Raw genomic sequence first — 26,986 nt, forward strand, 5'->3', positions numbered from 1 at the left:
AGCATGAAAACAGGTGTCCGGACAGGCTAATAAACCTGCTCGGGCATTTATGTCATATTGAGGAGGACTTACATATGCTTCGCCGTTTTATGTCTTATTATCGTCCTTACAAAAGGCTCTTTATCTTGGACTTTTCCTGTGCGATCGCGGCCGCTCTGCTGGAGCTGGCCTTTCCACTCGCCGTTAACCGGGTGGTCGATCAACTGCTTCCGGCTGGCAATTGGTCCATGATCTTAGCGGCGTGTGTTGGGTTGCTCGGCATCTACCTGCTCAGTTCCTTTTTCCATTATGCAGTGACCTATTGGGGCCACAAGCTTGGTATTAACATCGAATCCGATATGCGGCGTGAACTGTTCCAGCGAGTACAGAAGCAGTCCTTCCGCTTCTTCGATAACAATAAGACCGGACATCTGGTCTCCCGCATGACCAACGACCTGATGGATATCGGTGAGATTGCGCATCACGGACCCGAGGACTTATTTATCGCCTTCATGACACTGGCCGGAGCTTTTGGTATTATGCTGGGGATCAACTGGCAACTCGCTGTGATGACGTTCATCATTGTGCCGCTGATGATTTACCTGTCACTGTATTTCAGTCGCAAAATGTCCAAGGCGTTTAAGCGCATGTTTGCAGATATTGCCGATTATAATGCACGGGTTGAGAACAATGTGAGCGGCATCCGTGTGGTACAAGCTTTTGCCAATGAAAAACATGAAGTAGGACGTTTCGTTGAGAATAACGAACGTTTCCGGCTTACGAAACTAATCACCTACCGCATCATGGCCTGGAACTCTTCACTCAGTTTTATCCTAATGAAATTTGTATCGCTGTTTGTACTGGTGTGCGGAACCTGGTTTGTTATTCAAGGAAGTATGACCTACGGGGAATTCATCGCTTTTGTGATGTTATCCAATGTATTCCTCGGGCCGATTGAGAAGATTAACTCCGTCATCGAGACGTATCCCAAAGGCATCGCCGGATTCAGACGTTACCTGGAGCTTCTTGAAGCTGTACCGGATGTAGAAGATACACCTCAGGCGAAACCGATTACGAATGTCAAAGGCGATATTACCTTCCATAACGTTACCTTTTCTTATGGAGAACACAAACCTACGCTGTCTCAGGTCAATCTGGATATTCAGGCAGGCCAGACGGTTGCTCTGGTTGGACCTTCGGGCGGAGGTAAAACGACGTTATGCAGTCTGATCCCACGTTTCTACGATGTGGATGCGGGACATATCTCCATTGATGGCATTCCGGTGAAGGACATGACGCTGGAATCACTGCGCTCCCATATCGGGATTGTGCAGCAGGATATTTTCCTGTTTGACGGAACGATTCGTGAAAATATTGCATACGGCAAACTGAATGCTTCCGATGAAGAAATCTGGCAAGCCATTCGCCGGGCCCAACTGGAAGAGCTGGTACAATCCCAGCCGGATGGACTTGATACCATGATTGGTGAACGTGGCGTGAAATTGTCTGGCGGACAGAAGCAACGTCTATCCATCGCAAGAATGATCCTGAAAAACCCGCCAATCCTTATTCTGGATGAAGCCACCTCCGCACTCGATACCGAAACGGAAGCTGCCATTCAACTGGCCTTGTCCGAGCTGGCTCAGGGCCGTACAACATTAGTAATTGCCCATCGACTGGCGACCATTAGACACGCCGATCGTATCGTGGTGGTGGAGAACGGCAGTGTCGCTGAACAAGGAAGCCATGAAGAACTGCTCGCACGTAAAGGCTCGTACAGCCGACTACATCAAGCCCAGTTTGGGTAAATACAACGACAAAACAACCTTCCCTCAAAACTAGAGGTGAAGGTTGTTTTATTCATTTCAGGTATCCTTTTGATTTCCAGAATCGCTTCGCAAATGATTCAGCGGCGTAAGGCAGCTCCCCATTCAGTAAATCCTCATTTGCTTGAATGAGTACTTGGCGTCCACGTTCGAGCAATTGAACGGCATGTAGTAATTGAGAGCCGCCTATATAATGAAGTTCAAGCAACACCGGTTCTTCTTCCTCATCCTCGTTCTTCTGAGCCGAGTATTCGATCAACACACTTTCCGAGCCGTCCGCATGTTGGTGCAGGGTATAATAGTATTTCTCCACCTGCGTCTCCCCTTGAGCATCTACATACTCTCTTCCAATACGTAGCATAGCTGGCTGGGGAACACCATCACTCAGCTGACCTGCTTGTCGAAATGCATAATACAAGTCTCCAATCCACAGTCCGTGCCGATCATCATCATAATAATCGTCATATGGCTCCACGATCGGCAAAGCTAATAAATCACGGATCAGTTGATGTGAAATTAAGGAACGGGCATACTGATAATTCGATACAGACTGCAACAATGTGCTCCATCCTTGCTCGCTTAACTGCTGAATATCAGCAGGTGAGTTCTCCGAAAATACGTTCCATTCCGAATTCTCATTGTGCAGATAACGATATGCACCTGAGATCATCCAGACAGGTTTACCCGGTTGTAGGATATGTTTATCAGGAGAGTTGGAACCTTGATTTGATGGCTCCATCTTAAGCAACAATGCACAGTTATGGTCATCCTGAAAATAAAGACTGCGGAAATACCCCTCCGTGTGCTCATCTCCATAGACCGATACTCGGCAAAATTGCTCGTTCAACCAAAATTCATAGCTGTTGAGTAACTCATCCTCCTCTCTTACAGGCAACAAAGATGGATGAGTAAGACGCTCTATGTTCTCAGCGGTAATACGATGATCTTCGAACCAATCCGGCACATCTGGCTCCGATTCATCAGCGTGAATGTACTTTCGGTTGATTACAGGTCGTCCTTGCTGCAGCCTCTTTAACATTTCTTCTCGCCAAGGAAACGGCTCTGTATCTTCATCAATCACACATTCAGGAACCAATAACGCCAACATATCAAAGCCCCGCCATGGTCCGAGATCCTCCCATTCCTCAATCTGACGCTTCACATTACGCTGTCCTTGAACCTGAATCATATATTGCTCGGTACTTACCAGCAATCCACCTTCTACATTCCCTCTCACTGTCAATTCTCCATGGTTATAATCCCCCCAGAACATATCCTCCACATAGAGATTACCTGTAATATATATTTCCTGCCCACCCACGATCATATAGGGCGTTATGAGATTCCCAAGTACAACCAGATTTGAACTGGCCGCGTCGGAACTTGTATTTCCAATATAACGATCCACTGTCAGATTTCCTTCAACCAAGATCAAAAAAGGTCCTTCATCCAACAACAGTTCACTGATATGAAGGTCACCAGAATGTAACCATACTTCCTCGGCTTCAAATTCACCGTTGTGCGCTTCATTCTGAGTGTAAATCCAACTTTCCTGAGGCAACTTCGTTTTGATATCAGCCAAAGACACCTTGTGACCTATCTGATGTATGGACATGTCCTGACACTCCTCATCCAATAATATATGGATAGAATCTATCTGATCTACAGATAGACAACTGCCCATTTTTATTATACTAGAGGAAATATACACCATTCCATAACAAAAACCCTCACCCAAGTAGAATGAAGGTTGAGCTTGTGAACGACTACAGCCCCAAGCCCATTATATACATATATGATCTAGTCCATTCTTATAACTACCCACCCAGAATGGCATTTGCCCGTTCACGAAATTCCACCGCCGCCTGCTCAGGCGTAATTTTGCCAAACAACAGCAGATCATACAACTCTCGCAATACCGCAGTGACCTCAGGTGCACCTACGGGATCAGGCGGGTCCATCTGAGTGCTATTATCCGCAACCCAATCAATATAATCAAACACCTGCGCCAGCTCCGGTTCAACCACCAGCTTCATCCGCTCTTTGACACTGGATGAGACAGGCACACCCCGCTCCCCTTTGAGCAGCAGATTGGCATCCAAATCGTTCACAAAAAAGCTGATGAACTTGGCAGCTTCCTCCTTATGTCTGGAATTACCCGCCATGGAGAAAAACATGCCTGGCTTCAAGAACAATCCATCTTGGCTGTTTGGCCCAGGCATTGGGGAGATGGTTAAGGGTTTGCCATAACGCTGAGCGGTGCTGATAAATTGGTTAGAATACCCCCAGCTAAACAAAGCCTCTCCCAGATAAAACGGGTCGTTATCAGGCTGGCCAATATCTGATGTCCAGATATCCGGTGCAAAAATAAGTTTCTTCTCTGCGAGTTGCTGCATCCTGCCAAAGTATTCAATAAACAACGCATCATCTTCATAACCCAATCCCTTGCCATCCTCCGCGTACAGCTTGGAACCGTACTGTCTCAAGTAATACGCGAAAAACTGTTCGGGCGTGAAATAGGTTCCCAGATAGACGCCTTTTCCGAGCAATTGCTCGCCCATTCGGTCAAAATCCGCCCATGTCCACGTATCCGTTGGCAATTCAATATCATGGGCCTTTAACACTTCCGGATCATAGATGCTGAGCATGGCATTAACCCCCAAACTGAGACCATAGGTTTTTCCATTCAGGCTACCACTCTCCAGCTGTTCCTTCTCAATATCTGTCGTGTCAATCAGCCCGCTCTGCATGTACGGCGTCATGTCTTCCAACAGTTGCAGCGAACTGTACTGGGACAGATAGGAGATGTCCATCTGAATAATGTCGGGCAACGCATTGCCTGCTGCATGAGGGGCAAGTTTTCTCCAGTATTCGTTGAAACTGCTATATTCGTATTCGATGTTCACATGTGGATTCAACTTCTCATACAGGTTGATAACGGCTATCGTTGCATTGTTGCGAAACTCACCACCCCACCAAGCGATTCGCAGCGTTATCGGCTCTTCTTCCACGATCATGCCTGGCCTTTGATCCAACTGGTTCACGCAGCCAGGAAGAGTCAGCATAAGGCAGAGCATGCCTATCATTCGCATCCATCTTCCCATAACTTCTCCTCCTTACCTGGTGATGGGGGTGGCAGCAGCACCGTTACTCTCGTTCCAAGCCCCGGCTTGCTCTCCAGCAGAACATCATATTCTTCGCCAAAAGCCAGACGTACCCGCTCCCTGATATTCAGCAGACCAATACCTGTACCTCTGGTTTTCACTTCACCGCGCAGCACCTGTTCCACATATTCGGGTTCCATGCCGGGGCCGTGATCCTCCACGATAAGAGCCAGCTTGCCACCTGATATCTCGGCATACACTCGAATCAGACATGATCCAACCTGTGGTTCCAAACCGTATTGAATGGCATTCTCCAGTAGTGGCTGTAGGGTCAACTTGGGAATGGCACAACCCAGATAAGAAGCAGGCACATCCATACGGAAATCCAGCCGTTGCCGGAAACGGTAGGTCTGAATGGTGATGTAATGGTTGACGATCTCCAGTTCTTCGGCAATGGTAATGATATTTTGCTTGAAGCTGATGGAGGAACGCAGCAAATATCCGAGTGATAACACCATACTGGAGATTTGCTCCTGCCTGTTCTTTTTGGCGAGCCAATGGATCGAATCCAGCGCATTATACAGAAAGTGAGGATTGATCTGCGCCTGTAGCGCTTTGAACTCTGTTTCCTTAATGACCAGTTGGCTTGCATAATTTTCTTTGATCAATGTATTAATATGTGTAATCATCAGTCGATACGTACGCTGTAATAACCCCAGTTCATCCATGTGCTGATGTGTTGGAATGGACAGATTGGCATCCATATTCTCCAGATCCCCATACTGTACTTCCTTCATCTGACTGATGAGCTGCCTGATCGGCCTTGTCAGACTTCGTGCGAACACCATACCAAGCGCGAGAACAACCAGAATGGCGATAAGATAAACGACGACCAAACTATTTTTCAACCATATAATACGTTCAAAAATTTCATCATAAGAGGCCATATTATAATACACCCAGCCGGTGTATGCGGATTTCTTCTGGGAAAGAAATATCTCCCTCCCATCCAGATTCTTGATCTCATATCCCCCACTACCTGGAAGTGGATTCAGTCCAGCGGACACCGCTTCTGGAAGCTGACGATAAGGATAGACAACTTCACTGCCTGCTTTTAAAATAATGTCACTGTCCTGGCTGTCAATGCCCGCATACTCCTCAACGAGTCGCTCGATATTAATACGCAGAAACAGTATGCCTACAGGTTCCAGGGTCATCGGTTCGTAGGCTCGCACCTGACGCACCATAACCAGCATCGGGTCATCGTCATCCGGGTATAACCAGCGTACTGCACCATTGGCCTGCTCCGCAGCCGCAATCATCCGATCATACTTTTCCTTGGATACGGTGAGCGTCTCGCCATATTTATTCACTCTTCCCCTGGAATCAATCAGATGAACGGACTGCACATAACGTGCAGCCCCACTAATATGCTCCCATAACCGATCCGTGATCTTCTTTCGTTCAATAAAGCTTGAATATGCGCTATCGTCATCCAGCAACGACTTCAAGGCTCTTTGAATCTGCGTATCGGAGATCATGTTTAATGATAACGCTTCCAACTTCTGAAGTTCAACATCCACTGTAGACGAAGAAAGGTTCAGAAGTCGGGATGACTTATCAAACAGCTGTTTGTCATACACCGAGTACGTATAGTACAAGGACCCAAACGCCAGGATGATGATAAACGCCATCATGAACATAATCATCAGAAACATTTTCATTTTGATGCTGAGTTTACGGTAGGCTGTCATGACCAAAGCGCTCCTTTGAACCACGTGATACTACTAGGTATATCACATACAGGAAGGTTTCCCCAAAGTTTTAGCGCTCGATTTCTCACGTATTATTTGGACTGATATCGATCATACGCAGCCTGATGAACCTCAATCGCCCGGTCAATGTCCATGCTCTTGATCGTTTCAGCCATCTTGTCAAATTCGGTGATCGGCTTCTGTCCGCTAATGATGGCAGTCATCGTCTCATTTAAATACGTATTCACCTGGCTCATGATGGATGTACTTGTGGTCACCTCATCTGTTGACAAACGAATTGGAGGAAGTGTTAATGCTGAGCTTGCTTTCATCCATTCCGCATTCGCGGCACGTTGACCGTCGTCAAATAATAATGCATCCAGATAACGGCTATCCTGATTGATCGGACCGTCCATAATGGATAAGGCATAGGAAGCCAGTGCCTGATCATACGTCAGACCGTTCGGATTATTAATGATGGTATCTGTGAATTTGACACCTTCCCCGTCACGAACATAGCTGTCATTTTCGATACCAAAGTTGAACAGATCACTACCCTCTTCGCTATAGTTGTAGTCCATCCACTGTACAATGTATTTCAATTTGTCTTCGTCTGCGGAAGCCGTAATAGCCTCACCATAAGACAACACTTTAGCGTCCAGATTAAATGTCGCATACGAAGTTCCATCCGGAGATACAGGCCACGGTACACCAGTCACGTTAAAGTTCGGATCCGTATCTCTCATCAGATTAAAATATTTCCCCATGCCGCTGAACACACCGCCCTGATATGCGCCTGCCAGATTGCTGGTGACCTTGTAGTCGAAAGCTTTACCGTCATTGGTCATGATCTCGGGATCAATCAGCCCTTCTTTGTACCACTTGGCCATGGTCTCCAAGAAATCACGGTAGCCCGGCTGAATCGGTCCAAACTCCACCTTATCTCCATTCATCTGAAAGCCACCAATTACACCAAAGGCCGCAGCAAAATCATGAAGTTTGGTCAGGTTGCCCGGCCCCCAGTTTCCGGTGAAGGGCAGCTCATCTGGCTTGCCGTTGCCGTTGGGATCCTGTTCCTTAAATGCCTTAAGCACCGTATACCACTCATCGATGTTGGTAGGTACCTTAAGGTTCAATGCATCAAGCCAGTCCTGGCGCATAATTAAACCGGAAGTGGCATTCAGCTTCAATGCATCCAGCTTGAGTAGCGGGAACATATAGATCGTTCCATCGTCGAGTGCAATCTGTTTCTTCACATCCGGATCGGATTCAATAATCCGCTTTAAGTTCGGTGCATAACTGTCGATCAGTTCGTTCAATCGAATGATTCGACCATCCTTGATCATTTTTTCCGGTCCGCCAACGGCATCTGCCCAGTTATAATAAATGACATCCGGTAGCTCTTTCGTGGAGATCAACAGATTGAATTGGTCACGCTGTTGTCCAAGCGGAGGATGTGTAAACTTCACTTGGATGCCTGTCAGCTTCTCCTTTTCCTTATAAGCCGCCATATCGCCAAAATTGTTCAAGGAAGCTGTCAGTTTGGCATCATTGGCGCGCCAGTAATCAATGGTAAATGGCTCACTTGTAATCGGTAGCGGAATCTCGGTCAACGCCTGAACCGCAGGTTCCGTTCCCTCTGCTGGCTCTGCGTTACCTGGTTCATTATCACCCGTACAGCCCGCCAGTAAAGACATGGTAAGTAGCGATGACAACAGGATGGACCCCATTCTTTTTTTCACGTAATTCGCCTCCATAGGATACATTTTTTATTGTTTCACAGCACCGATTAGAGCGCCCTGAACAAAATAACGTTGGATGAACGGATATACCAGCATAATAGGCAGCGTCGAGATAATGATGGTTGCATATTTGATATTCTCCCCAATGGCAAAGCCGGTATCGGCGCCAGCGCCCATGGCCTCTGTACTGCTGCTGATCAGAATATCACGCATAATAATCTGGATCGGATATAACTCCTGACTGCGCAGGTAGAGCATCGGTCCGACATAATCATTCCAATGGTCAACCGCATAATACAGCATCATGACCGCCAGGATTGGCTTTGACAAAGGCAGTACAATTCGGAACAAAATCAGAAAGTCATTGGCACCATCAAGCTTCGCCGATTCGATCAGACTGATCGGAATGCCCTCAAAATTTGTTTTCATAATAAGGAAATAGAATGTGCTGATGGCACCAGGAATAATAAGCGCAAAACGGGTATCCACCATGCCCAGATTTTGAATCAGCAGAAACGTCGGAATCATGCCCCCGCCGAAGAACATCGTGAACGTTATTAATTTCATCAACGTTTTTCTGCCCATCAGATCACCGCGTGACAGCCCATATGCAGCCAGTGAAGTCATGAGCAGATTGATCGCGGTACCCACCACAACATAGAACAAGGTGTTCATATATCCCGTATAGATGCGAGTATCCTGAAATACTGACTTGTACGCTCCCAGCTGAAAACCTTCAGGAATGAGCATCAGTGAACGGGAACGCAGCATCTGGTCCGGGTCACTGATTGAAGAATTGAACACGTACAGCATCGGGTACAAGCATAAAACCATGATCACCAAGAGCAGCAGTGTATTAAATACATCAAAAAGTCGTTCCCCTATAGACTGTCTCATCGCTTCACCTTCCGATTACCATAGACTGGTTGAGTTAAGCTTTCTGCTGATCGCGTTTGCGATAATGAGCAGCGCGAAATTAATGACGCCGTTAAATAGTCCGATGGCGGTTGAATACGTATAGTTCCCCTCCAAAATACCGGATCGATAAACAAAGGTGGATATGACATCCGATGTCTCATAGGTCGGTGCCGTTTGCATCAGCAATATTTTCTGAAAATCTGCATTCATGACCGCCCCCATACGCAGAATTAACATGATCACAATCGTTGGCATAATGCCCGGCAGTGTAATATGTAACAGCTGTCTCCAGCGGCCTGCGCCGTCAATTTTGGAAGCCTCATACAACTGAGGATCAATACCACTTAGTGCTGCCAAAAAGATAATCGAGGCCCAGCCTGCGCCCTGCCATATGTTGGACAGAATGTACATCGGACGGAACATATCTTTTTCCGCCAAAAACATAATCGGCTGCAGATCGAAAAAGTCACGAATGACGTTAAATAACCCACCGTCCAGAGATGAGAACGTTTTCAACATTCCAACCACGACGACAACCGAAATAAAATGCGGCATATAACTGATGGTCTGTACTGCACCTCTGAACCACTTCTTCCGGACTTCATTCAGCAGCAGTGCTAGTAGAATCGGAGCCGGGAAACCAAACACAATACTGTAAAAACTCAAAATCAGTGTGTTCTTAATCAGTCGCCAGAAATAATAACTTTCAAAAAACATGGTGAAGTTGTCAAATCCAACCCATTCGCCTGCCAAGATTCCTTTGATCGGGTTGTAGGATTCCTGAAATGCCATCAGTAGCCCGTACATTGGCCCATAGCTGAAAATCAGATAGTAGGCTACCACAGGAACGAGCATCAGATAAACGTATCTGTTGCGGACAAGTTCCTTTTTCACCGAACTCCATTTGCCAGCTGGCTTCAAACGCCCAGGATCAATCCCCCGGCTTCGATTCAGCTCCATCCACTCAACCTCCACTCTCGATGTTCATTCACTAACATGACACTTCTAATGATAGAAGCGAGCGACTTTTCTTCCCATGCTCATTTCCGATAAATGGATGTTCAAAACCGAGTTCCGTCCGACAAAAAAAGACCCTGCTGCCGATGAATGGCATACAGGGCCCGATCACAGATTAGATTTAGATCGGATAATACAGGTAAGCTATGTAAAAGCCACAGCGACGCTGTCCTAGGGTACTTTTTTATACTCGGAAGGGGAGAAACCCGTGTATTTCTTGAACATTTTGCTGAAATACGGCCAGTTAGCACCAAAGCCTGTCTGTTCGGCAAGCGAGGATACAGTGCAGTTCCCGTCCAGCTCCAGAAGCTCCAACGCTTTACGGATGCGATAGCTTAACACATAGTTCGTAAATTTCTCACCAGTTTCTTTTTTGAACATTTTGCCGATGTAGTCTGGATTCATGTATATTTCCCCAGCGATGGACTGGAGTGTTAATGTCTCGTCCTTGTAGCGTTTCTCTACCAACTGTTTCACACTGCCTACCATCTGCGATTGTCTGGAGCGATGTTGATCATAGCGGCATAAGGTGATTTCTTTGGCGACAGCAAGCAGAAACTGTTGAAAAGAATGCAGGGTGCTGGATTCAATCATGCCTGGCAACTGGTCCATATACCTTTTCATCTCGGCAGAGCCACTGAGTCGAATCATCTCCATAAACATCTGAATAAGATAGGACTTCGTTTGGGATATATCGTATCGCAAGCTGGCAAGCAGCTGAAACATCCGGTTCAGCTCTGATCCCACTTCCTGCCAGTGTCCCGCCTTGATTGCAGTAACCATCCGCTCCGGATCGTATTCGAATTCAGGAAGAATGCGTTCTCCGGGAGAGTAAATATCCCGTTCCATAATGAGACTGCCCTCACCGAGGTAAAAGCGGTAATTGAGATAAACCAGCGTCTGCATGTACAAATGGCGTGCCTGCGAGAGGTCTCCTGGCTCGCTTAGCGCTATCGTGAGATCATCATGATAATATCGGGTAAATGTGGCGCGAATCTCATCGATATTATGGAACAACTGCGTTTCAGACAACTTGTCCTGCATAATTAGTAGCACATGCCTTCCAACCGTGGCACTTAATATTGGATTGTGAAAAATATCTTCGGCAATGTTCTTCACCGCGAACAAGTGCAAATACTCATGATCCCCCTCAATCTCTACCAGCAGCAACCGCACACGTTGATCCTGAAACTGTACATCGAATAATTCCTCGAAATACTTCCATTCCTTGACCCCGTATGTTCTGTTCGTGACTAGCTCTTTCAGAAAATATTCCTTGGCATGTGGCAGTACACGCTCCAGATTATATTGGATCGACTGCACAAAACGCTCCTGATCGGTTAACTCTCTCTTCTCACTGACCAATTCACTAATAGCCTCTACGAGATGTTCTTCACTGCAGGGTTTGAGCAAATAATGCTTCACCCCATACTGCATGGCAGTCTTCGCATATTCAAACTCCGTAAAACCTGTGAGCATGATAAACGAGATATGCTGATACTTCTCGGCCACTGCTTCAACCAGCTGTAACCCATCCATTCCCGGCATGCGAATGTCCGAGATGATAATATCCGGACGTTGCCGCTCAATTGAAGCGAGTGCTTCCAATCCATCTTGAGCAATGCCGATCAGTTCTGTTCCTAATCTGGACCAGTTCACCACACTGGAGATCCCGTCCGAGATCATAAATTCATCATCAACCAGCAAAACCTTGTACATCGTATGCATCCCCCTGCCTTTAACCAGATCCATTCTATTATATGAGCATTATGCACAAATAGAGGCAAGGACATTGAATGACATGGAATTGTACCCTAACAAGTCTGATTTCTGAACATTTGTATCACATGCGAAGTTATTGACAACTGAATCATGGTCTATGTTGATCCTTCGTTCAAACCAAACAACCCTCACCCTGCCACAGGGTGAAGGTTGGTCGTTGTTATGCAAATGCGGGCTATATAAGTGACCATACATGCCCGGATCGATTTATTTTTTTACCGCGTGAATAAAATGTATCGTTTCAAATGCCCTTAGATGATCGATTCGATCCTGGAAAAACTGTTCCTGAATCGCCTCGGGAGTCAGATGCTCATAAATAAGTAGCCCTGCTTCATCAAGCAAGGCCTCCATCTCCACATATGCATAGCCGGATTGCATGGGCTCACCACCCATTGCAGCCAATTTAACCATATTTTCAACCCGATTAAACATTCCTTTTTCCTCAAAAAGGTGCTCATCTGCATAATCCAGAACTATAGAGCTTCCGGTTGGCAGGTTCGCAAACACATGACGAATCACGTTAAACAGATCATTTTGGGGCAAATAATACGAAACACCCAAGAGACTAGCCAACGTCTTCCGTTTCTTCAAACCTTCAATAGTCAAGCTGTCATTCGAAAGCTCACGCGTAAAATCCATCGGTACAAAGTGAAGATTGTCCGGAATAGTCAGCTCGGCCTGATTCAGCCGCTCTTTCTTGAATTGCTGTGTAGCCGGATAATCCACTTCAATGATATCCAGCGTGTCCTCCAATTCCGGATGCCTCAAAGCAAACGTATCCATCCCGGCGCCAAGAATGACTACCTGCTTCAATCCCAACGCGACTTCATGCAAAAGTACATGCTCACAGTAAGCGGCCCGAGCCAGAGTTATTGGAGATAACTGTACCTGGGTAATCCATTTTAGAACCTTTTCCGGGTCGTCCTTGAGCTCGTGAGCCATATCCGGGTTGAAAAAATGAATGCCTCTAACCATGTTATTGCTGATATCTGAAAACTCTTGAGGAGAGATCAGCAATTTCGCCAGAAAATCATCGAAAATGAGGGGGGTATCATGTTGGCTGTGATAGGCTCGGCCAAAAGTCGAAATCAATGATGTGATACTGGATTCATTTTGCTTCATACTTATTCCTCCCGTACAAACAAAAATAAGATTCCCCTGGCCAGGAGAATCTTATTATATACGGAATGTTTTTATATGTAAATTATAGCATAAATATATTTTTTTGTCAACTATAATTTACGAATGAGCAGACAGATTACAGTGGATTTACCGTCTCACTTCAACTCGTTTTTCCTTCCGCATCCTATCCAACCCGATGAGATCTGTTAGGCGTCCATCCCATACTCCTTCACTTCACGATTACGGTTCAACACTGCGTGCAATACAAAACCAAGTACCGCAATCGCTGCTGTGCCTGTTGCCAGCCACGCTACAGGAATAAGTCCCTGTTTGTCATACATGACCCCCATCGCATATGGCCCGATAACCCGTCCAACCGCACCGATCCCACCCGATATCCCGATGTAAAAAGGTGCCGCCCTGCCCGCATGCTCCGAGATAAACGCAGGTGTTGCAGGGGAGATCAACATCTCTCCAAACGTGGCAAGTACCATTGCGAGCACCATGCCTGGATAACTGTACATGGTAATCATGACAATGTAGGCCATGCCATAGAATACCGCACTCGCCGTCATCTGGGCAGTGGAGGTACGGGCCATGGTCCGTTTCACCCAGCTGGTGAAGGGTTGGCCCACAAAGATCAGCACCCCGTTCAGGGTCCAGAGCAGACCGTACATTCTTTTTTCCATACCCTCAGAGATGATATACGGGGACACACCTGTGTTCCAGATGGAGTTGCCGAATAACAGGAAGAGCACGCCCAAGCTCATAAACAGATATAGTCGTGTATTGCCCAGCAATGCCCAGACGCCCGGCCCATCGGGGACGGTTTTGCGTTTGGTCAGATGCACTTCCCCCTGATCCGGTTCAACCCGCGACAGATAATACCAGAAGAAAATTGCAAAACCGGCTGAGGTCACCCCGTTCAGTACAAAGCTGAGATGATAGGAAAAGTCAGCCAGAAAACCACTCAGCGCCGTACCAATCGCCACCCCGATATTGTTCGCCACATAGATAATATTGAATAATTCACCGCGTCGTTCCGCAAACCGGAAGCCAATAAAGGCCTGAATCGCTGGCAGCGACAATGAACTGAACAGCCCAATCCAGCCCATCGCACATATAAATACGACCCAATACGCACTAATCCACGGCAGCGCAAACAAACCTAACGCATTAAGCGCCAGTGAACCAATGATCAGCTTCTTCACACCCACCCGATGGTACAATGAACCTCCAAGCAATTGTCCAAAGATGCCGCCCAGGGACTGAATGAGGATTACAAAACCGGCGTTAGCCATTGTCCGCCCAAGCTCATCAAACACATACATGGTGGTCAGCGGCCACATCAAGGCACTGCCTGTTGCGTTAACCAGACTTGCTAATAAAAATATTCTCACTTCTTTTGGATAGTTATCCAGCCATCTCATCATCGTTAATTCATTCTCCTTAGTACCTTTGCACAAACATATAACCATAAAAAATAGACCTTTGCCCTGACGGCATAACCCTAACCAGCCAGAGCGAAGGTTTTATGAAGTGTTACATCAATTGCTCTTTAATCCTGCTCAAATTCTAGCCTTTGTTCATCTTACCTCAAAAAAATCATGCTGCAAGCACACTCATTGACGCTTCACTTCAACAGTGGCCGAGAAGAAGGTAGCCCCGTTCCCCATGTCCGACAACCGATTGGACGTCAGTGAATTCGCCCGCTGCTTCTTGCCGTCACCATCCCACCATAAGCCTTGGCTGATGACGGTTCCCGGCAACATGGCTTCACTCACCTTGGCGGTAAGTTCAATGCGCCCACGATCATTCCATACGACCACCGCATCTCCATCCTCCACGTTTCTGCGGGCAGCGTCTTCAGGGTGCATTTGCAATAGAGGCATCTTTTCCAAACGCTGATGTTTGGCTGAATTGCCAAAGGTGGAGTTCAAGAAATTATGGTTTGGCGGCGACAGGAACATCAATGGATAGGTATCGGCAGGTCCAGCCGGATTCTCCCCATCATATCCTTCAACCAGAGCACTATAGGTAGGGAGCGGCGGAAGCCCTCGCTGTTCCATCGTCTCGGAATACAATTCGATTTTGCCTGAAGGTGTGGGCAGCTGATCCAGATATGCAGCATGTGGCGTCATATCCAGCTTCACGAATCGATGTTCCTTCAGTCCTTCCAACGTGACTCCATTCATGTAGGGGTTGCCTGTGCCCTGAAGTGCGTCCTCAATCATCTGTTCCGGTGTTTCTCCAAAGATTGCAGGATCGTACCCCATAGCCTGCCCAAGCAGTGAGAACAGTTCCACATTGCTCTTGCTCTCTCCAATCGGTGCAATTACCGGCTCTTGCAGATGAACGTACTGATGCCAATAAGAGGTGTACAGGTCCGTCGCTTCAAATGAAGATGTGGCTGGCAATACGATATCTGCATACTTCGCCGTATCCGTCATGAACAGATCATGCACAACCGTGAACAGATCCTCCCGTGCAAAACCTCGCTCCACCCGCTCGGTATCCGGTGCCACCACCAGTGGATTGCTGCAGTAAACCATCATCGCTCGGATTGGCTGCTCCGCTTCCAGCAATGCTTCACCAATCCGGTTCATGTTCACCACTCGCGGCTCCGGATTCTGCCGCAGCTCCGGACGTTCCAGCGCGTCGCTATTCGTGCTCGCGTAGCTGTTGGTGCGAACGGCACCGCCGCCTTGCTTCAGCCATTGCCCTGTAATGGCAGGCAGACATGCAACGCTACGCACGTTCATCCCCCCATTATCATGGTGCTGGAGACCATTGCCGATGTGAATATGAGCTGCTTGTGCGTTGCCGTATAGTTCGGCCAGCTCCACAATGGTTTCCTCCGGCACACCCGTAATGCGTGCAACACGTTCAGGGGTGTAACTGCGGACATGATCACGTAGTGCCTCATGACCCACTGTATATTTTTGCATAAAGGCTTCATCCGTTAGTCCCCGTTCGAACAACACATGCATCAATCCCAGCGCCAGTGCGCTGTCCGTGCCCGGATACAAAGGAATAAACCAGTCGCCCCATTGGGCGGTACGATTGCGATGAACGTCGATGACGACGATCTTGGCACCTTTCTTGCGGGCTTTCTCCGCCAAAACGACCTGGTGCATATTGGTACTGACGATATTGCCGCCCCACACCAGGATGAGATCCGCATGCTCCGTATCTTCCGGCACCGTTCCACGATTGGCACCCATCGTATATTTCCAGCCGGTATTTCCAGCAGAGTTACAGATCGTCTGCTCCAGTACACTCGCACCAAGCGCATTGAAGAAACGTCGATCCATGCCGTCTACGCCGAGAATGCCCATGTTACCGTAAAAGCTGTAGGGCAGGATGCTCTCCGGGCCGTAAGTCTCGGACAATGCAGTGAATTTGGTCGTAATCTCGTGAATCGCTTCATCCCAACTGATTCGTTCGAACTTCCCTTCCCCTTTGGCTCCTACACGTTTCATCGGATATTGTAGACGCTCGGGGTGATATACCCGCTCAGTCATATTCCTAACTTTATTACAGATGGCACCCTTGGTTATGGGATGATCCGGATTGCCTGCCACCTTCACAATTTTGCCGTTCTCTTTATGTAATAACAGACCACAAGTGTCCGGACAGTCGAGCGGGCACACCGCCGCAAATATACCATTCTCCTGATCGATCATCGTAAGGCTCCCCTCTATAAAAGCTATCCCTATATCATATCTTCTTTGATGTAATCGCGTAAAGAGAACAGTATGTTTTTGCTTCATATTCGCCGCTATAGCGGCTTCAAAATATTTTCAAAAAAATGTTTTTGAGTTTGATTCAACTTCAGAATTCAGGGGTAAATTAAAAATAAGGCATTAGGCTAGTGTTTCCCCACTTCCTCCTCATGCCATATCATGGACCACTCCCGAAATTCGCCATGAACAGGTTTCGTTCCCCCGAACCTTGTCATGGCGAATTTATTTTGCGTTAAACTCCGACAAGAACCACATACAAAAAAACGATCCCGCCCTGCTCCATCACAGCATATTCGCCATGAACCGAGCAAGATCAGAATCGTCTTCACTTCTGCTATAAGTGTATATATGCCCCGCTCTGTGCCCTCTATGCCTGCTTACTCAACATTACTCTAGCCTCCGTCTCCACAGCTTCGATCGACGTTGTTACCTCCGGTTTCACTTTCGGCTCAGCTTGGCGCAGGTACACCACCCAATAGGCTGCAGCTACAAACAGAGCACCACCAGTCAGATTCCCGAGCCATACCGGAATGAAATTCATCACATATTGGCCCCACGAATAATGTCCTTCGAAGATTGCCGCCGGGATGAGGAACATATTGGCCACAACGTGCTGGAATCCAATCGCGACAAACGCCATCGTTGGAAACCAAATGCCCAATACCTTGCCACTCATCGTATCCGATGCATAAGATAGCCACACGGCCAGCGCGACCAGCCAGTTACAGCCGATGCCAGAGATGAAAGCTTGCAAGAAGCCGTCATGCAGCTTGTGCCCAGCCATATCCACCACTTTAGCCAGATATACACCCTCTCCGGTCAGACCAAGCACATGTCCAAACGCGTACGCGACAAACAACGCTCCAACAAAGTTACCAATCGTCACTAAGGTTAGATTTTTCAACATATTACCTACGGATAACTTTCGAGCAATCGTCGCGAGTGGAACTGCCATCATGTTACCTGTCAGCAACTCGCCACCACCGATGAGCACCAAGATTAGTCCCACCGGGAACACTGCTGCACCAATCAGATTAACCAGACTTCCCCACTCTGCAGGAGCAGATGCAATCACCCGAATATCCAGTAGAAAACCCAGCGCAATAAAAGCCCCTGCCAGAAAACTAAGCACCAGTACAGAAAACACCGGATATTGAGCCTTCTTCATGCCTGTTTGCGCCGTATATTGTGCAACCTCAAGAGGTGTTTTTGCTGCCATATCATTCATCCTCTCCTTCATTGTTCATCATTGGATAAAACATCTGAGATTCATTAGTTATGCGTTGAATACCACATCCTAATTGTATCTCGGTCCTAAACATAACTTTGTGCAAATTATCACAATGTTGTTTAAAAAGATACTTTAAAAGTGTCTTGGAATAGTTATGACAGCAAGAGTATAGTAAAGCCTTTTGAAGCTGTAAAATCACAAAAAAGACTGACGATATACTCGCCAGTCTTCTTTTTCCTTTATAAACGTCTATAATCCGTCCGCCTTGTTTCGTAATCTTGGCAGTTATTGTACACCTCTTATTTACGGACAAGCATGACTTATCTTCGTATCGCGTTTATCATGCAATCTGTTCAACCATCTATTCTCTTCCTTACACCATTGCTGGTGCTTTTACTTCTATTGGAGGCAGTGCTTGCAGACCCGCCGTGTTCAGGAAGTTCCATGGTTTGTTGTAATGTGGCTGGAAGAAAAAGTCGATGAAGGCCAGCTCATCTACGGTCATGTTATTTTGGATGCAAACCGAGATCGTATTAATCGATTGAGTCAGATCAACCTGAGACATCACCTGTGCTCCAACGATCCGACGAGTAGCCTGCTCATATACTACTTTGAGCAACAGTTTCTCAGCCGTTGGCATGAACTCCGGACGGTAGCTGTCTTCCAGTACCACGGATTCAACAATCAGGCCTTCGTCAGCAGCAGACATCTCAGTCATCCCTGTACCCGCGATATTTTGCTCGTAAATTTTGATACCCGATGTTCCCTGCGTACCCATATACGGTGTCGTAGGACGAACCAGGTTACGGGCTACAAGTGTACCCATCCGCACCGCGTTGGTTGCCAGTGGAATGTAAGATGCTTTGCCTGTTGGGTTGTAATGAATCGCACAGCTGTCACCCGCAGCGAAGACGTCTTTTTGACTCGTTTGCATATATTTATCCACGATGATTGCGCCGTTTGGCAGCATATCCACTTGACCTTTGAGCAGTTCAGTATTTGGACGGAAACCAATGCACAGAATAACCAGATCGGTTTCAAACTCCCCTTTGGACGTGATCACTTTAGTCACTTTGCCATTTTCACCAGTAAACTTCTGTACCGTTTGACCAAGAGCCAGCTTGATGCCGCGTCCAGTCAACGTATCTTCAATCGCATCCGTGAACTCAGGATCCAGGTATTTGTTCAAAATTCGGTCCACACTGTCGATCAGGGTAACTTCCTTGCCGTTCATTTGGAAGGCTTCCACCAGTTCAACGCCGATATACCCTGCACCTACAACAGTAACACGTTTAGCATCTTTGGCTTTTTCAATAATCGTGTTGGAGTGATTGTAGTTTTTGCAAAGTAAAATGTTGTCCATCTCAATGCCTTCAAGCTTCGGAACGACAGGCCATGAACCCGTTGTCACGATCAGTTTGTCAAACGTATCTTCAAATTCTTCCCCGGTTTGCAGGTTTTTAGCCTGAAGGGTATGACCCTTGGCATCGACTGCTGTAACTTCATGAAGCATCTTGGTCTCAACACCAAGCTCTGCCAATTGATTAGGCGAAGAATAGAACAAACCATCAGGGTCTTTCACAACCCCACCTACGTAGAGCGCAATGCCACAAGATAGGAAGGAGATATTGTCATTGCGCTCATACACGGTGATGGTAGCATCCGGGTACAAATTGGCGGTATTTACGATGGCTGCGGTCCCTGCGTGTGTACATCCGATAACTGCGATTTTCATTAAAAGTTCCTCCTCGAAATATATAAATGAGTTTGAATATAAGGTTGTTATGGTTGTGAAACATTTCACTTTTTGTTCGAAATTGTGTATGTGATTTATTTCACTTTATACACTCATTATAATGTGATATTTTTCACATTGCAATAGGTTGAGCAAAAAAAATTGTCGAAGGAGGTCATTTCCCTGTATTTAAGCCTTTCTTCCCTTCAATGTATTGATTTCATTGTCCCCGGATTTGGGCGGGTTTATGCTATGTAATGGCTTCCGTGATCCCTGTATGAACGCAGTGTGGACGTATAAAGTTAGAGGCGTCTCTTGCATTCTTGTTTGACTTTCACAAAAAAATAAATGGCTTCAATTTTACAGGGTTGATCTCATGGAGCCAACTCCTACCTGTGAAGAGAAAAAGCAACGTATATAAAATAATCAAAGAAGCCTATCCTTGCACATGCAAGAACAGGCTTCTCAAACGTTCATGTATTAACCGAGCAATTTCTCGATATCTGCAATCATTGTCTCCGGAGATTCTTTCGGTTCAACACGACCTACCACTTCACCTTCACGGTTAACAAGGAACTTGGTGAAGTTCCATTGGATGTCGCTTGTTTCACCTACGCCAGGTTGTTGCTCCTTCAGGTATTGGAACAGGGGATGAGTGTCCTCACCATTCACATCTACCTTGGCAAACACCGGGAAATTCACACCATAGTTAATCTGGCAAAATGATTCCGCTTCCTCACTTGTACCTGGCTCCTGCCCTCCAAACTGGTTACAAGGGAAACCCAGTACAACCAAGCCTTGATCGCGATAACGATCATAGAGCTTTTGCAATTCACCGTATTGCGGGGTCAGCCCACACTTGCTGGCTGTATTAGCAATGACCAATACCTTACCTTGATACAGATCCAGTGAGACTTCTTGGTTAGCGGTGGTTACCGCCTGATATGGATATACGGACATGACTGATTCCTCCCATGACATATGTTGGTTTGGGCTGTTGCGAGCACGTTGGCATAACCAATGAACTCACAGCCTGTCCTATTATTATAGACCTGATCCGATACGATTACCAAATCCCGGGTCTACCCGTCCCCTTTGCTCCCATGCGTTGCAAATTCCCTATGAATGCAAAAGAGCCGCGTGCAATAGCGCACAGCGGCTTCATTCTATAATGTAAGGACCACATATGGCCCATTTCGTTAACTTCCTGTCGCTTGAACACGTGGTTCTGTCCGTCCTCCAGCATGAACCATCGCACTGTTCATGACCAGCTGCTCTGGCGTCTTCGATTGCTGGCGTTCGCCTGCAAGAGCGTAAGGCAAGCAGAGCGGTACACCGGAACGCGGATCAATCACGATATCTGCTTCAATGTTGAATACTTCACGAAGTACATCCGAATTCATAACTTCTACAGGTGAACCATGAGCAATGGCTTTACCTTTTTTGATACCAATCATGTGATGTGCATAACGGGAAGCATGATTCAAGTCATGCACAACCATAACAATGGTACGGTTGGCTGTGGCATTCAGTTGCTCCAGTAATTGCAATACTTCGAGCTGGTGAGCCATATCCAGAAACGTAGTCGGCTCGTCCAAGAAAAGGATATCTGTTTCTTGTGCAAGTGCCATGGCAATCCAGGCACGTTGACGCTGTCCACCGGACAGTTGATCAATCGGACGATCATGGAATTCAGTCATGGCTGTCACTTCGATAGCCCATTCAATCATACGTTTGTCTTCCGCACGCATGGAGCCAAATCCTTTTTGATAAGGAAAGCGACCATACGATACCAGTTCAGTAACGGTAAGACCTTCAGGGGCTGTTGGATTCTGTGGCAAAATCGCAAGTTGCTTGGCAACTTCACGCGTGGACTGTTTATGGATGGACTTCCCGTCGAGCAATACATTACCTGCTTTTGGAGCCATAATGCGTGCCATCGTTTTCAGGATGGTTGACTTCCCTGAACCATTGGCTCCAACAAGTGCTGTAATTTTTCCTTGGGGAATCTGAATATTCAGATCCTCTACAATTAGTCTTTCCTCATAAGCGATATCCAGCTTGGTCGTCTCCAGACGAAACATGCGATCATCCCTCTCTCATTTATCCCGGTTATGTAATCCGGCTATGACAACAAAAACGAAATTGTAATTCTGTGTATTTCCGACGCAAATATCTTCTACACTAAAGATACTGATAATCATTATCATTTGTCAACATGAAAATGAATTTTTTCTGCTTGTTCCAAGCTTTATTCAGACCTTTTTAAGCAAATTGGAGTTCTTCTTCACGAATACATATGAGAGCTTTTCTCATTCATCATGCGGATTTCATCACTTCTGACTGTTTTTCAAACTCTTGAATCGCAAATTTTGTGTCTGAATTGTGAATATATGATTTTTTTTCATGTGATTGCTGCATCCGGGATGTGAATCAAAAAAAGATGACCTTGAAATCTAAAGTTCAAGGTCATCTCACATACGCTCGTTTAATAAGGTATGAAGTCAGCATTTCATTATTGGATCAAAAGACACTTAATGAATCTATGCAACATGTTCATATAAAATAACTTACAGCTTAGGCTGCGGCATCAATTGGATCACTGTCATATTGCCCTGCGTACTCTTCACACTGACAATGCTCTCCGCATCCATATTCGCTGGAAGATCGATCTGCAATCCATACGGATAGAGACGATCTACCTCTCCTATAGACATCTGTGCAGGAGTGTTCGCATCCTCTTCATTGGATACAGATGTGTCAGGCGATGTCGAACCTGTAGCTTGATCTGCATCCGTACCTTGATCCGTGTCTCCACTCGCAGCATTAGACGATGCATTCGTCCCTGTATTCGTTGTTGTATCGGTAGCAGGATCTGAAGTGGAATCACCCGATGTTGAAGGATCTACCTGCTGATCGCCATCCTCCGTCTGCTCTGTGTTCCCCGCGTTTCCCGCTGATGAGCCATCCGTGCTCCCTTCGGAAGTACTTCCTGAACTACTATCAGAAGGAACTTGGTTATCTGGCTCCTCATTCCGATTAAAACTCTCCCACTTACCTGTAGTGTCCAACTCCTGAGTACTGCCATCCTTCAACGTCAATTGAAGTTTGCCTTGCTCAAACTCAGTGCTTCCCGTATCGTTCCTGAAACGGATCACCAGTTGAGCAGGTGACTCCGTACCCTCCTGTTCACTCGCAGGAATCATATAAGCAATCTGCTCCGCGAGCTGCACCTCCGGTTCAGCCGGTATGACAGGCTCTTGGGTAGAAGGAGGGGATGCCGCTGGCGGCTCTACAGAATCTTTCATCCATGCATATGTACCGCCAGCAATACCAAGAATCAGGATCAAGAAGATTAATCCGAACAGATTTTTCCTTTTACCCGTTAGCATCCGTACCAGTGGAGAGGACAATTCCGTCTTCGCACGGTCATAGACCGGCTTCATTGTCTTGCTGGCTCTCACGTAATACGGTTTGAAAGCTGACTTCGACTTGAATGCTTCACGGTCATGGGCTTTGAAATACGCCACGATCGCATCCGCATATCCTTTATGCGCATTGGAACCCCGGACAAACATTCGATGATCTCCTGACCATTCGAAGAATGGATACAGCCCTTCAGCACGACTTGCATTGGTGCGGATGAATTCAATCAGGCCAGGATAATCCAACCGATTGCTGCCGCTTCCTCCCCGATAAAAAGCCATCGGCAAAGCTTCATATGCCGCGATCCCCGGATGAGCCTGCAGCTCTCCGGCAAGCCAGCGACGCGTCCAGCGTTGAAGTTCATTGCGTTCTGCCAGGGAAAGTGCCTCCAATGCCTCTTCTTCATTCCCCTCGCCACTAAGCCACACTCTCGCAGCCAGCATCATGTTCGTTCGAGCAGATACATCAGAGCCCTGACGTGCCGCCCAATCCCGAACCTCATTACCATGCTGCAAAATATCAATGCTTAATAGCTGTTCACGGTTAACCCGTTCCAGATCCAGATCCTGAATCATAAACAGGTTAATGACATAAGCAAGCTTGTCTGCAAGGCGGGTTAACTCCTCCTGATATGCCGGATCTTGACTGGCAGACGGAGATCCCCCTTTGCGATTAGGGCGAGCTGTAGCTTCAGATTGACCAATTCGTGCCGTAATGCCTGTATCATAGGTGACATCAGCAGATACCCGATCCAGTATGCTAACACGCTGGAGGGCTTCATTCGCAGATTGTACCGGATTAGGCGCAGAACATAACCGTTCACGCAACTCATTGGCTGTCCGCTCCTGCAAGAAGCTGTAGTGGATCGCAGATGGATGGGACGTAACCCATCTTCGGATCACTTCAACAACGTTCGCTGCCGATTCCGTGCGTTTCAGCTGATTGTCCAGATAAGGCTCGAACAACAGCTTAGTGAGCGATTCATTGGCCAGCACTTTATCAAAGAAAGCTCGATTCAGCTGCGGATCCCGATCCAGCACAGCATACAATTCCTGTACAGCACGCATACGCTTCTGCGCGCGGGCATTATTCACACCGTAGATAAAATAGTCCACAATTCGGGATTGCACCACGGGCGCGGCAACACTGAAATATTCTCCAATGCGAGCTGCGACGTCTTCTTCCGGTACGTTCTCACGCTTCACGCTGTCCAGTTCCCTGCTGAGCAAGGTCAGGAACAGCTCGTTCAGACGGGAACGTTGCTGCGATCCACCATCCGGCTTCAAATAGGTGAGTAAGCCACTCAGGACATGACTTTTGTTATCCAAATACAGGTCTTCCATGCCCTGTTCAAGACCATAGAACACCGCAAGTTCGCCATAGGCTTCAATGGAAAGTTCCCGCCCAGGCTCCATGCCGGACAGCATCTCATCCGCAAACGTATAGAACGCATCCGCCGCCGCAGGTTCCTGCAATAAGGCCCAAGCGAATTCCGCGTAAGGTAACTTCGCCACAGATGCATCCGCATGTGTCACTCTGCCGGATACCAGATCAAAGGTGAAATCCTTCTCCGTATTCCGGTCTTTCGGACGCAACGTTCCTCGCTCTACAAACTGGACGTGAATGCCCTTCTTGGCCTGTGGCTCCTTGGCAAACGTCATGAATCCGAGCTGCCGCCGGAATGCGTAGGGTAAAGCCGTGTACAGCAAACGTAACAATCCTTTGGCCCCTGCGGTCACTTCCTCTGCGGGAAGGTCCAGCGCAATGTATACTTTTCTGCGTGTCGCTACTGACTGCATTACCGCATAGAGCAGGCGCTTGAACAGCACTTCGTTCATCTTCAAGGCACTCAGCATCTGGCTTGGTGATGAATCAGGACCACGTCCCGGTGATATAGGCAATTCACCAAGTGCTGGCAGAACTGTACCTTGTTCGATGTCATAGGACGTGGCGAACACGGCATCCAGCCAGCCGCCTTGTTTCATCTGCTCTTCCGAGCGCTCGGGAGACAAGACGTAATTATGTGCAAAAAAGGCACTGCGCAGCCCGGTGAAATCCGCAGATTGGTACACATTTTGCCCAAGGATTGTCTCCCCACTCTCCAGATGAAGCAGGTGAATGGCAGCCGGAAACTTCGTCTCGTCCTTCTCGCTACGGCCTGTCAGCTCCGCTGGAGCGTCATAGACACAGTAGGGATGAAGCACTTTTTTGATAAAAGAAGGGTCCAGTCCCGGTGATGCCGCAACCGTATCAAACCCCTCTGTTGTGCGAAACACCCCGCGCCGTTCTCGGGTATACAACTGTTGTTCAATGGGCGGGGTTACGGAAGAACGCATCATCCCACTCTCCCCTCAATGTACTTCAGCTTGTACAACAGCCACAGGAAAGGTTCATCCACGCGGATCGGGCTAACCACACCCTGCAATTTCATATCCACCGGATTGCTACCCAGCGCAGAGACTGCAAAATAGGCTGTATCCTTGAAGTACACATCCATCGTGCCCTTGAACGGACGATCCACCTTCTCGATAAAACGCCGGATCTCCCCGTCGATATTCTCGAACTCGGTTAAGTCGAACCAATCGCGGTGCACCATGTTGCGGAAGACATTACTGTTGGATTTGATATAATCGCCCTCTTCATCCTTGAGGGAATGCAGCATGTCGCTTTTCGTGAGCACAACCGCTGTTGGAATATTGGTCTTGGCTTTGTCCTGATATGCGATAAAATCTCCAAACATCGTCAGCACCACATCGCGTGGCTCATCGTATCGCGGCGTCCACTCTCCCGGCTCATTGCCGAGGTTAATGCGGATTTTGTCCCGAATCGAACGAATCTGAAGTGGGTCCACCATGAACAGGATACCTGCCGAGTTCTTGATATGCTGCCCGTGAAGTCCAAGATAATCTTGCTCCACCATACCTTCACCCGCAACGTCAAAGAAAACCAGTGTCAGCGGCGCTTTATCTTCGTCCTTGAACACAAACTGGAAGATAAACGGCTCCTGCAACTTCTCCTTCTGTGTAGAATCCAGAAGATCGCCTCGTTCGAACAACGGTTCTTCATAATCCGCACGGAATCGGCGGCTAATCTCCGCATTCAATGGCATGCAAGCCGCGTCAAAATGATCGGCCGTATAATGCTGCAATGTATGAATTAATGAAGTCATGTAGACGGATTTCCCCACCTGGGACGCACCAATAATGGAAATGATGTTGCTCGGTGCTTTACCTGCCGTAACAGGTAGCTCGTTATGACATTGCGGACACAACCGGCGGCGTGTAACGACACCGTACCGATCGTTCAGACCCATCACGATGTTATCGGAATAAATACGATGTTCCTCTGGTACATCATGCGGAGCCAATACGGCCTCCATATCAAATACCGTGTCGAGTCCGAACCTTTCACGATACCGATTCAACTTCGCATCTTCCCCGAGTGCGTAGTCCTCATCATCATCGCGGTGATGGGCGGCGCGGAACACCACCTCTTCTGGTGAAAACTTGCTGAAACAATAAGGGCATACAATATCATAAAACAGCGGACGTTCCTCCGGCTGTTGTCTCTTCAAAAACCGACTAAAAAAGCTCATAGCCACTCC

Annotated in this window: 17 protein-coding genes; 1 reads left to right on the plus strand and 16 read right to left on the minus strand. The window is 47.3% G+C overall.

Features of this window, described 5'->3' with window-relative positions:
- The first annotated feature begins 74 nt into the window (after nt 1-74).
- Nucleotides 75-1,787 carry an ABC transporter ATP-binding protein gene (locus tag MHI12_RS28005; protein ID WP_340964844.1) on the plus strand — a complete coding sequence of 571 codons (1,713 nt, stop codon included), beginning with the start codon at nt 75-77 and terminating at the stop codon, nt 1,785-1,787.
- 52 nt (nt 1,788-1,839) lie between these two features.
- Here the strand turns inward: MHI12_RS28005 and MHI12_RS28010 are convergent, their stop codons facing one another.
- From MHI12_RS28010 to MHI12_RS28085, 16 genes are all read right to left on the minus strand, one after another.
- Nucleotides 1,840-3,420 carry a hypothetical protein gene (locus MHI12_RS28010; protein WP_405170898.1) on the minus strand — a complete coding sequence of 527 codons (1,581 nt, stop codon included), beginning with the start codon at nt 3,418-3,420 and terminating at the stop codon, nt 1,840-1,842.
- A 202-nt stretch (nt 3,421-3,622) separates the two neighbouring features.
- Nucleotides 3,623-4,909: an ABC transporter substrate-binding protein gene (locus MHI12_RS28015; protein ID WP_405170899.1), complete on the minus strand. Its 1,287-nt coding sequence runs from the start codon at nt 4,907-4,909 to the stop codon at nt 3,623-3,625.
- Nucleotides 4,888-6,663, minus strand: coding sequence for a sensor histidine kinase (locus MHI12_RS28020; RefSeq protein ID WP_405170900.1), 1,776 nt, complete (start codon nt 6,661-6,663; stop codon nt 4,888-4,890). Before MHI12_RS28020 ends, MHI12_RS28015 begins: the two co-directional genes overlap by 22 nt.
- A gap of 92 nt (nt 6,664-6,755) precedes the next feature.
- Nucleotides 6,756-8,405, minus strand: coding sequence for an ABC transporter substrate-binding protein (locus MHI12_RS28025; protein ID WP_405170901.1), 1,650 nt, complete (start codon nt 8,403-8,405; stop codon nt 6,756-6,758).
- A gap of 27 nt (nt 8,406-8,432) precedes the next feature.
- Nucleotides 8,433-9,302, minus strand: a complete 870-nt coding sequence (locus MHI12_RS28030) for a carbohydrate ABC transporter permease (RefSeq protein WP_047840758.1) — start codon at nt 9,300-9,302, stop codon at nt 8,433-8,435.
- Nucleotides 9,303-9,317: 15 nt separating this feature from the next.
- Nucleotides 9,318-10,178 carry an ABC transporter permease subunit gene (locus tag MHI12_RS28035; RefSeq protein WP_235193717.1) on the minus strand — a complete coding sequence of 287 codons (861 nt, stop codon included), beginning with the start codon at nt 10,176-10,178 and terminating at the stop codon, nt 9,318-9,320.
- 333 nt (nt 10,179-10,511) lie between these two features.
- Entirely contained in the window at nt 10,512-12,059 is a 1,548-nt protein-coding gene (locus MHI12_RS28040) for a response regulator (RefSeq protein ID WP_405170902.1), read from the minus strand.
- Between the two features lie 270 nt (nt 12,060-12,329).
- Nucleotides 12,330-13,244: a class I SAM-dependent methyltransferase gene (locus tag MHI12_RS28045; protein WP_405170903.1), complete on the minus strand. Its 915-nt coding sequence runs from the start codon at nt 13,242-13,244 to the stop codon at nt 12,330-12,332.
- Nucleotides 13,245-13,450: 206 nt separating this feature from the next.
- Nucleotides 13,451-14,674 carry an MFS transporter gene (locus MHI12_RS28050; RefSeq protein ID WP_026081431.1) on the minus strand — a complete coding sequence of 408 codons (1,224 nt, stop codon included), beginning with the start codon at nt 14,672-14,674 and terminating at the stop codon, nt 13,451-13,453.
- Between the two features lie 192 nt (nt 14,675-14,866).
- Nucleotides 14,867-16,930, minus strand: coding sequence for a molybdopterin-dependent oxidoreductase (locus MHI12_RS28055; RefSeq protein WP_405170904.1), 2,064 nt, complete (start codon nt 16,928-16,930; stop codon nt 14,867-14,869).
- A 427-nt stretch (nt 16,931-17,357) separates the two neighbouring features.
- The gene (locus MHI12_RS28060; protein ID WP_405170905.1) at nt 17,358-18,209 is read right to left on the minus strand and encodes a formate/nitrite transporter family protein; all 852 of its coding nucleotides are present in this window, start codon (nt 18,207-18,209) and stop codon (nt 17,358-17,360) included.
- A gap of 385 nt (nt 18,210-18,594) precedes the next feature.
- On the minus strand, nt 18,595-19,956 hold the full coding sequence (locus MHI12_RS28065; protein ID WP_405170906.1) for an FAD-dependent oxidoreductase: 1,362 nt from the start codon (nt 19,954-19,956) through the stop codon (nt 18,595-18,597).
- A gap of 480 nt (nt 19,957-20,436) precedes the next feature.
- On the minus strand, nt 20,437-20,916 hold the full coding sequence (locus MHI12_RS28070) for a glutathione peroxidase (protein WP_405170907.1): 480 nt from the start codon (nt 20,914-20,916) through the stop codon (nt 20,437-20,439).
- Between the two features lie 239 nt (nt 20,917-21,155).
- Nucleotides 21,156-22,040 carry an ABC transporter ATP-binding protein gene (locus tag MHI12_RS28075; RefSeq protein WP_036667819.1) on the minus strand — a complete coding sequence of 295 codons (885 nt, stop codon included), beginning with the start codon at nt 22,038-22,040 and terminating at the stop codon, nt 21,156-21,158.
- 486 nt (nt 22,041-22,526) lie between these two features.
- Nucleotides 22,527-25,721: a hypothetical protein gene (locus MHI12_RS28080; RefSeq protein WP_405170908.1), complete on the minus strand. Its 3,195-nt coding sequence runs from the start codon at nt 25,719-25,721 to the stop codon at nt 22,527-22,529.
- Nucleotides 25,718-26,977, minus strand: a complete 1,260-nt coding sequence (locus MHI12_RS28085) for a TRAFAC clade GTPase domain-containing protein (RefSeq protein WP_024632789.1) — start codon at nt 26,975-26,977, stop codon at nt 25,718-25,720. The genes MHI12_RS28080 and MHI12_RS28085 overlap by 4 nt, the downstream gene beginning before the upstream one ends.
- Nucleotides 26,978-26,986: the final 9 nt, after the last annotated feature.

Origin of the sequence: Paenibacillus sp. FSL H8-0280, from assembly GCF_045040665.1 — a bacterium.
GTDB classification, from domain to species: domain Bacteria; phylum Bacillota; class Bacilli; order Paenibacillales; family Paenibacillaceae; genus Paenibacillus; species Paenibacillus xylanexedens_A.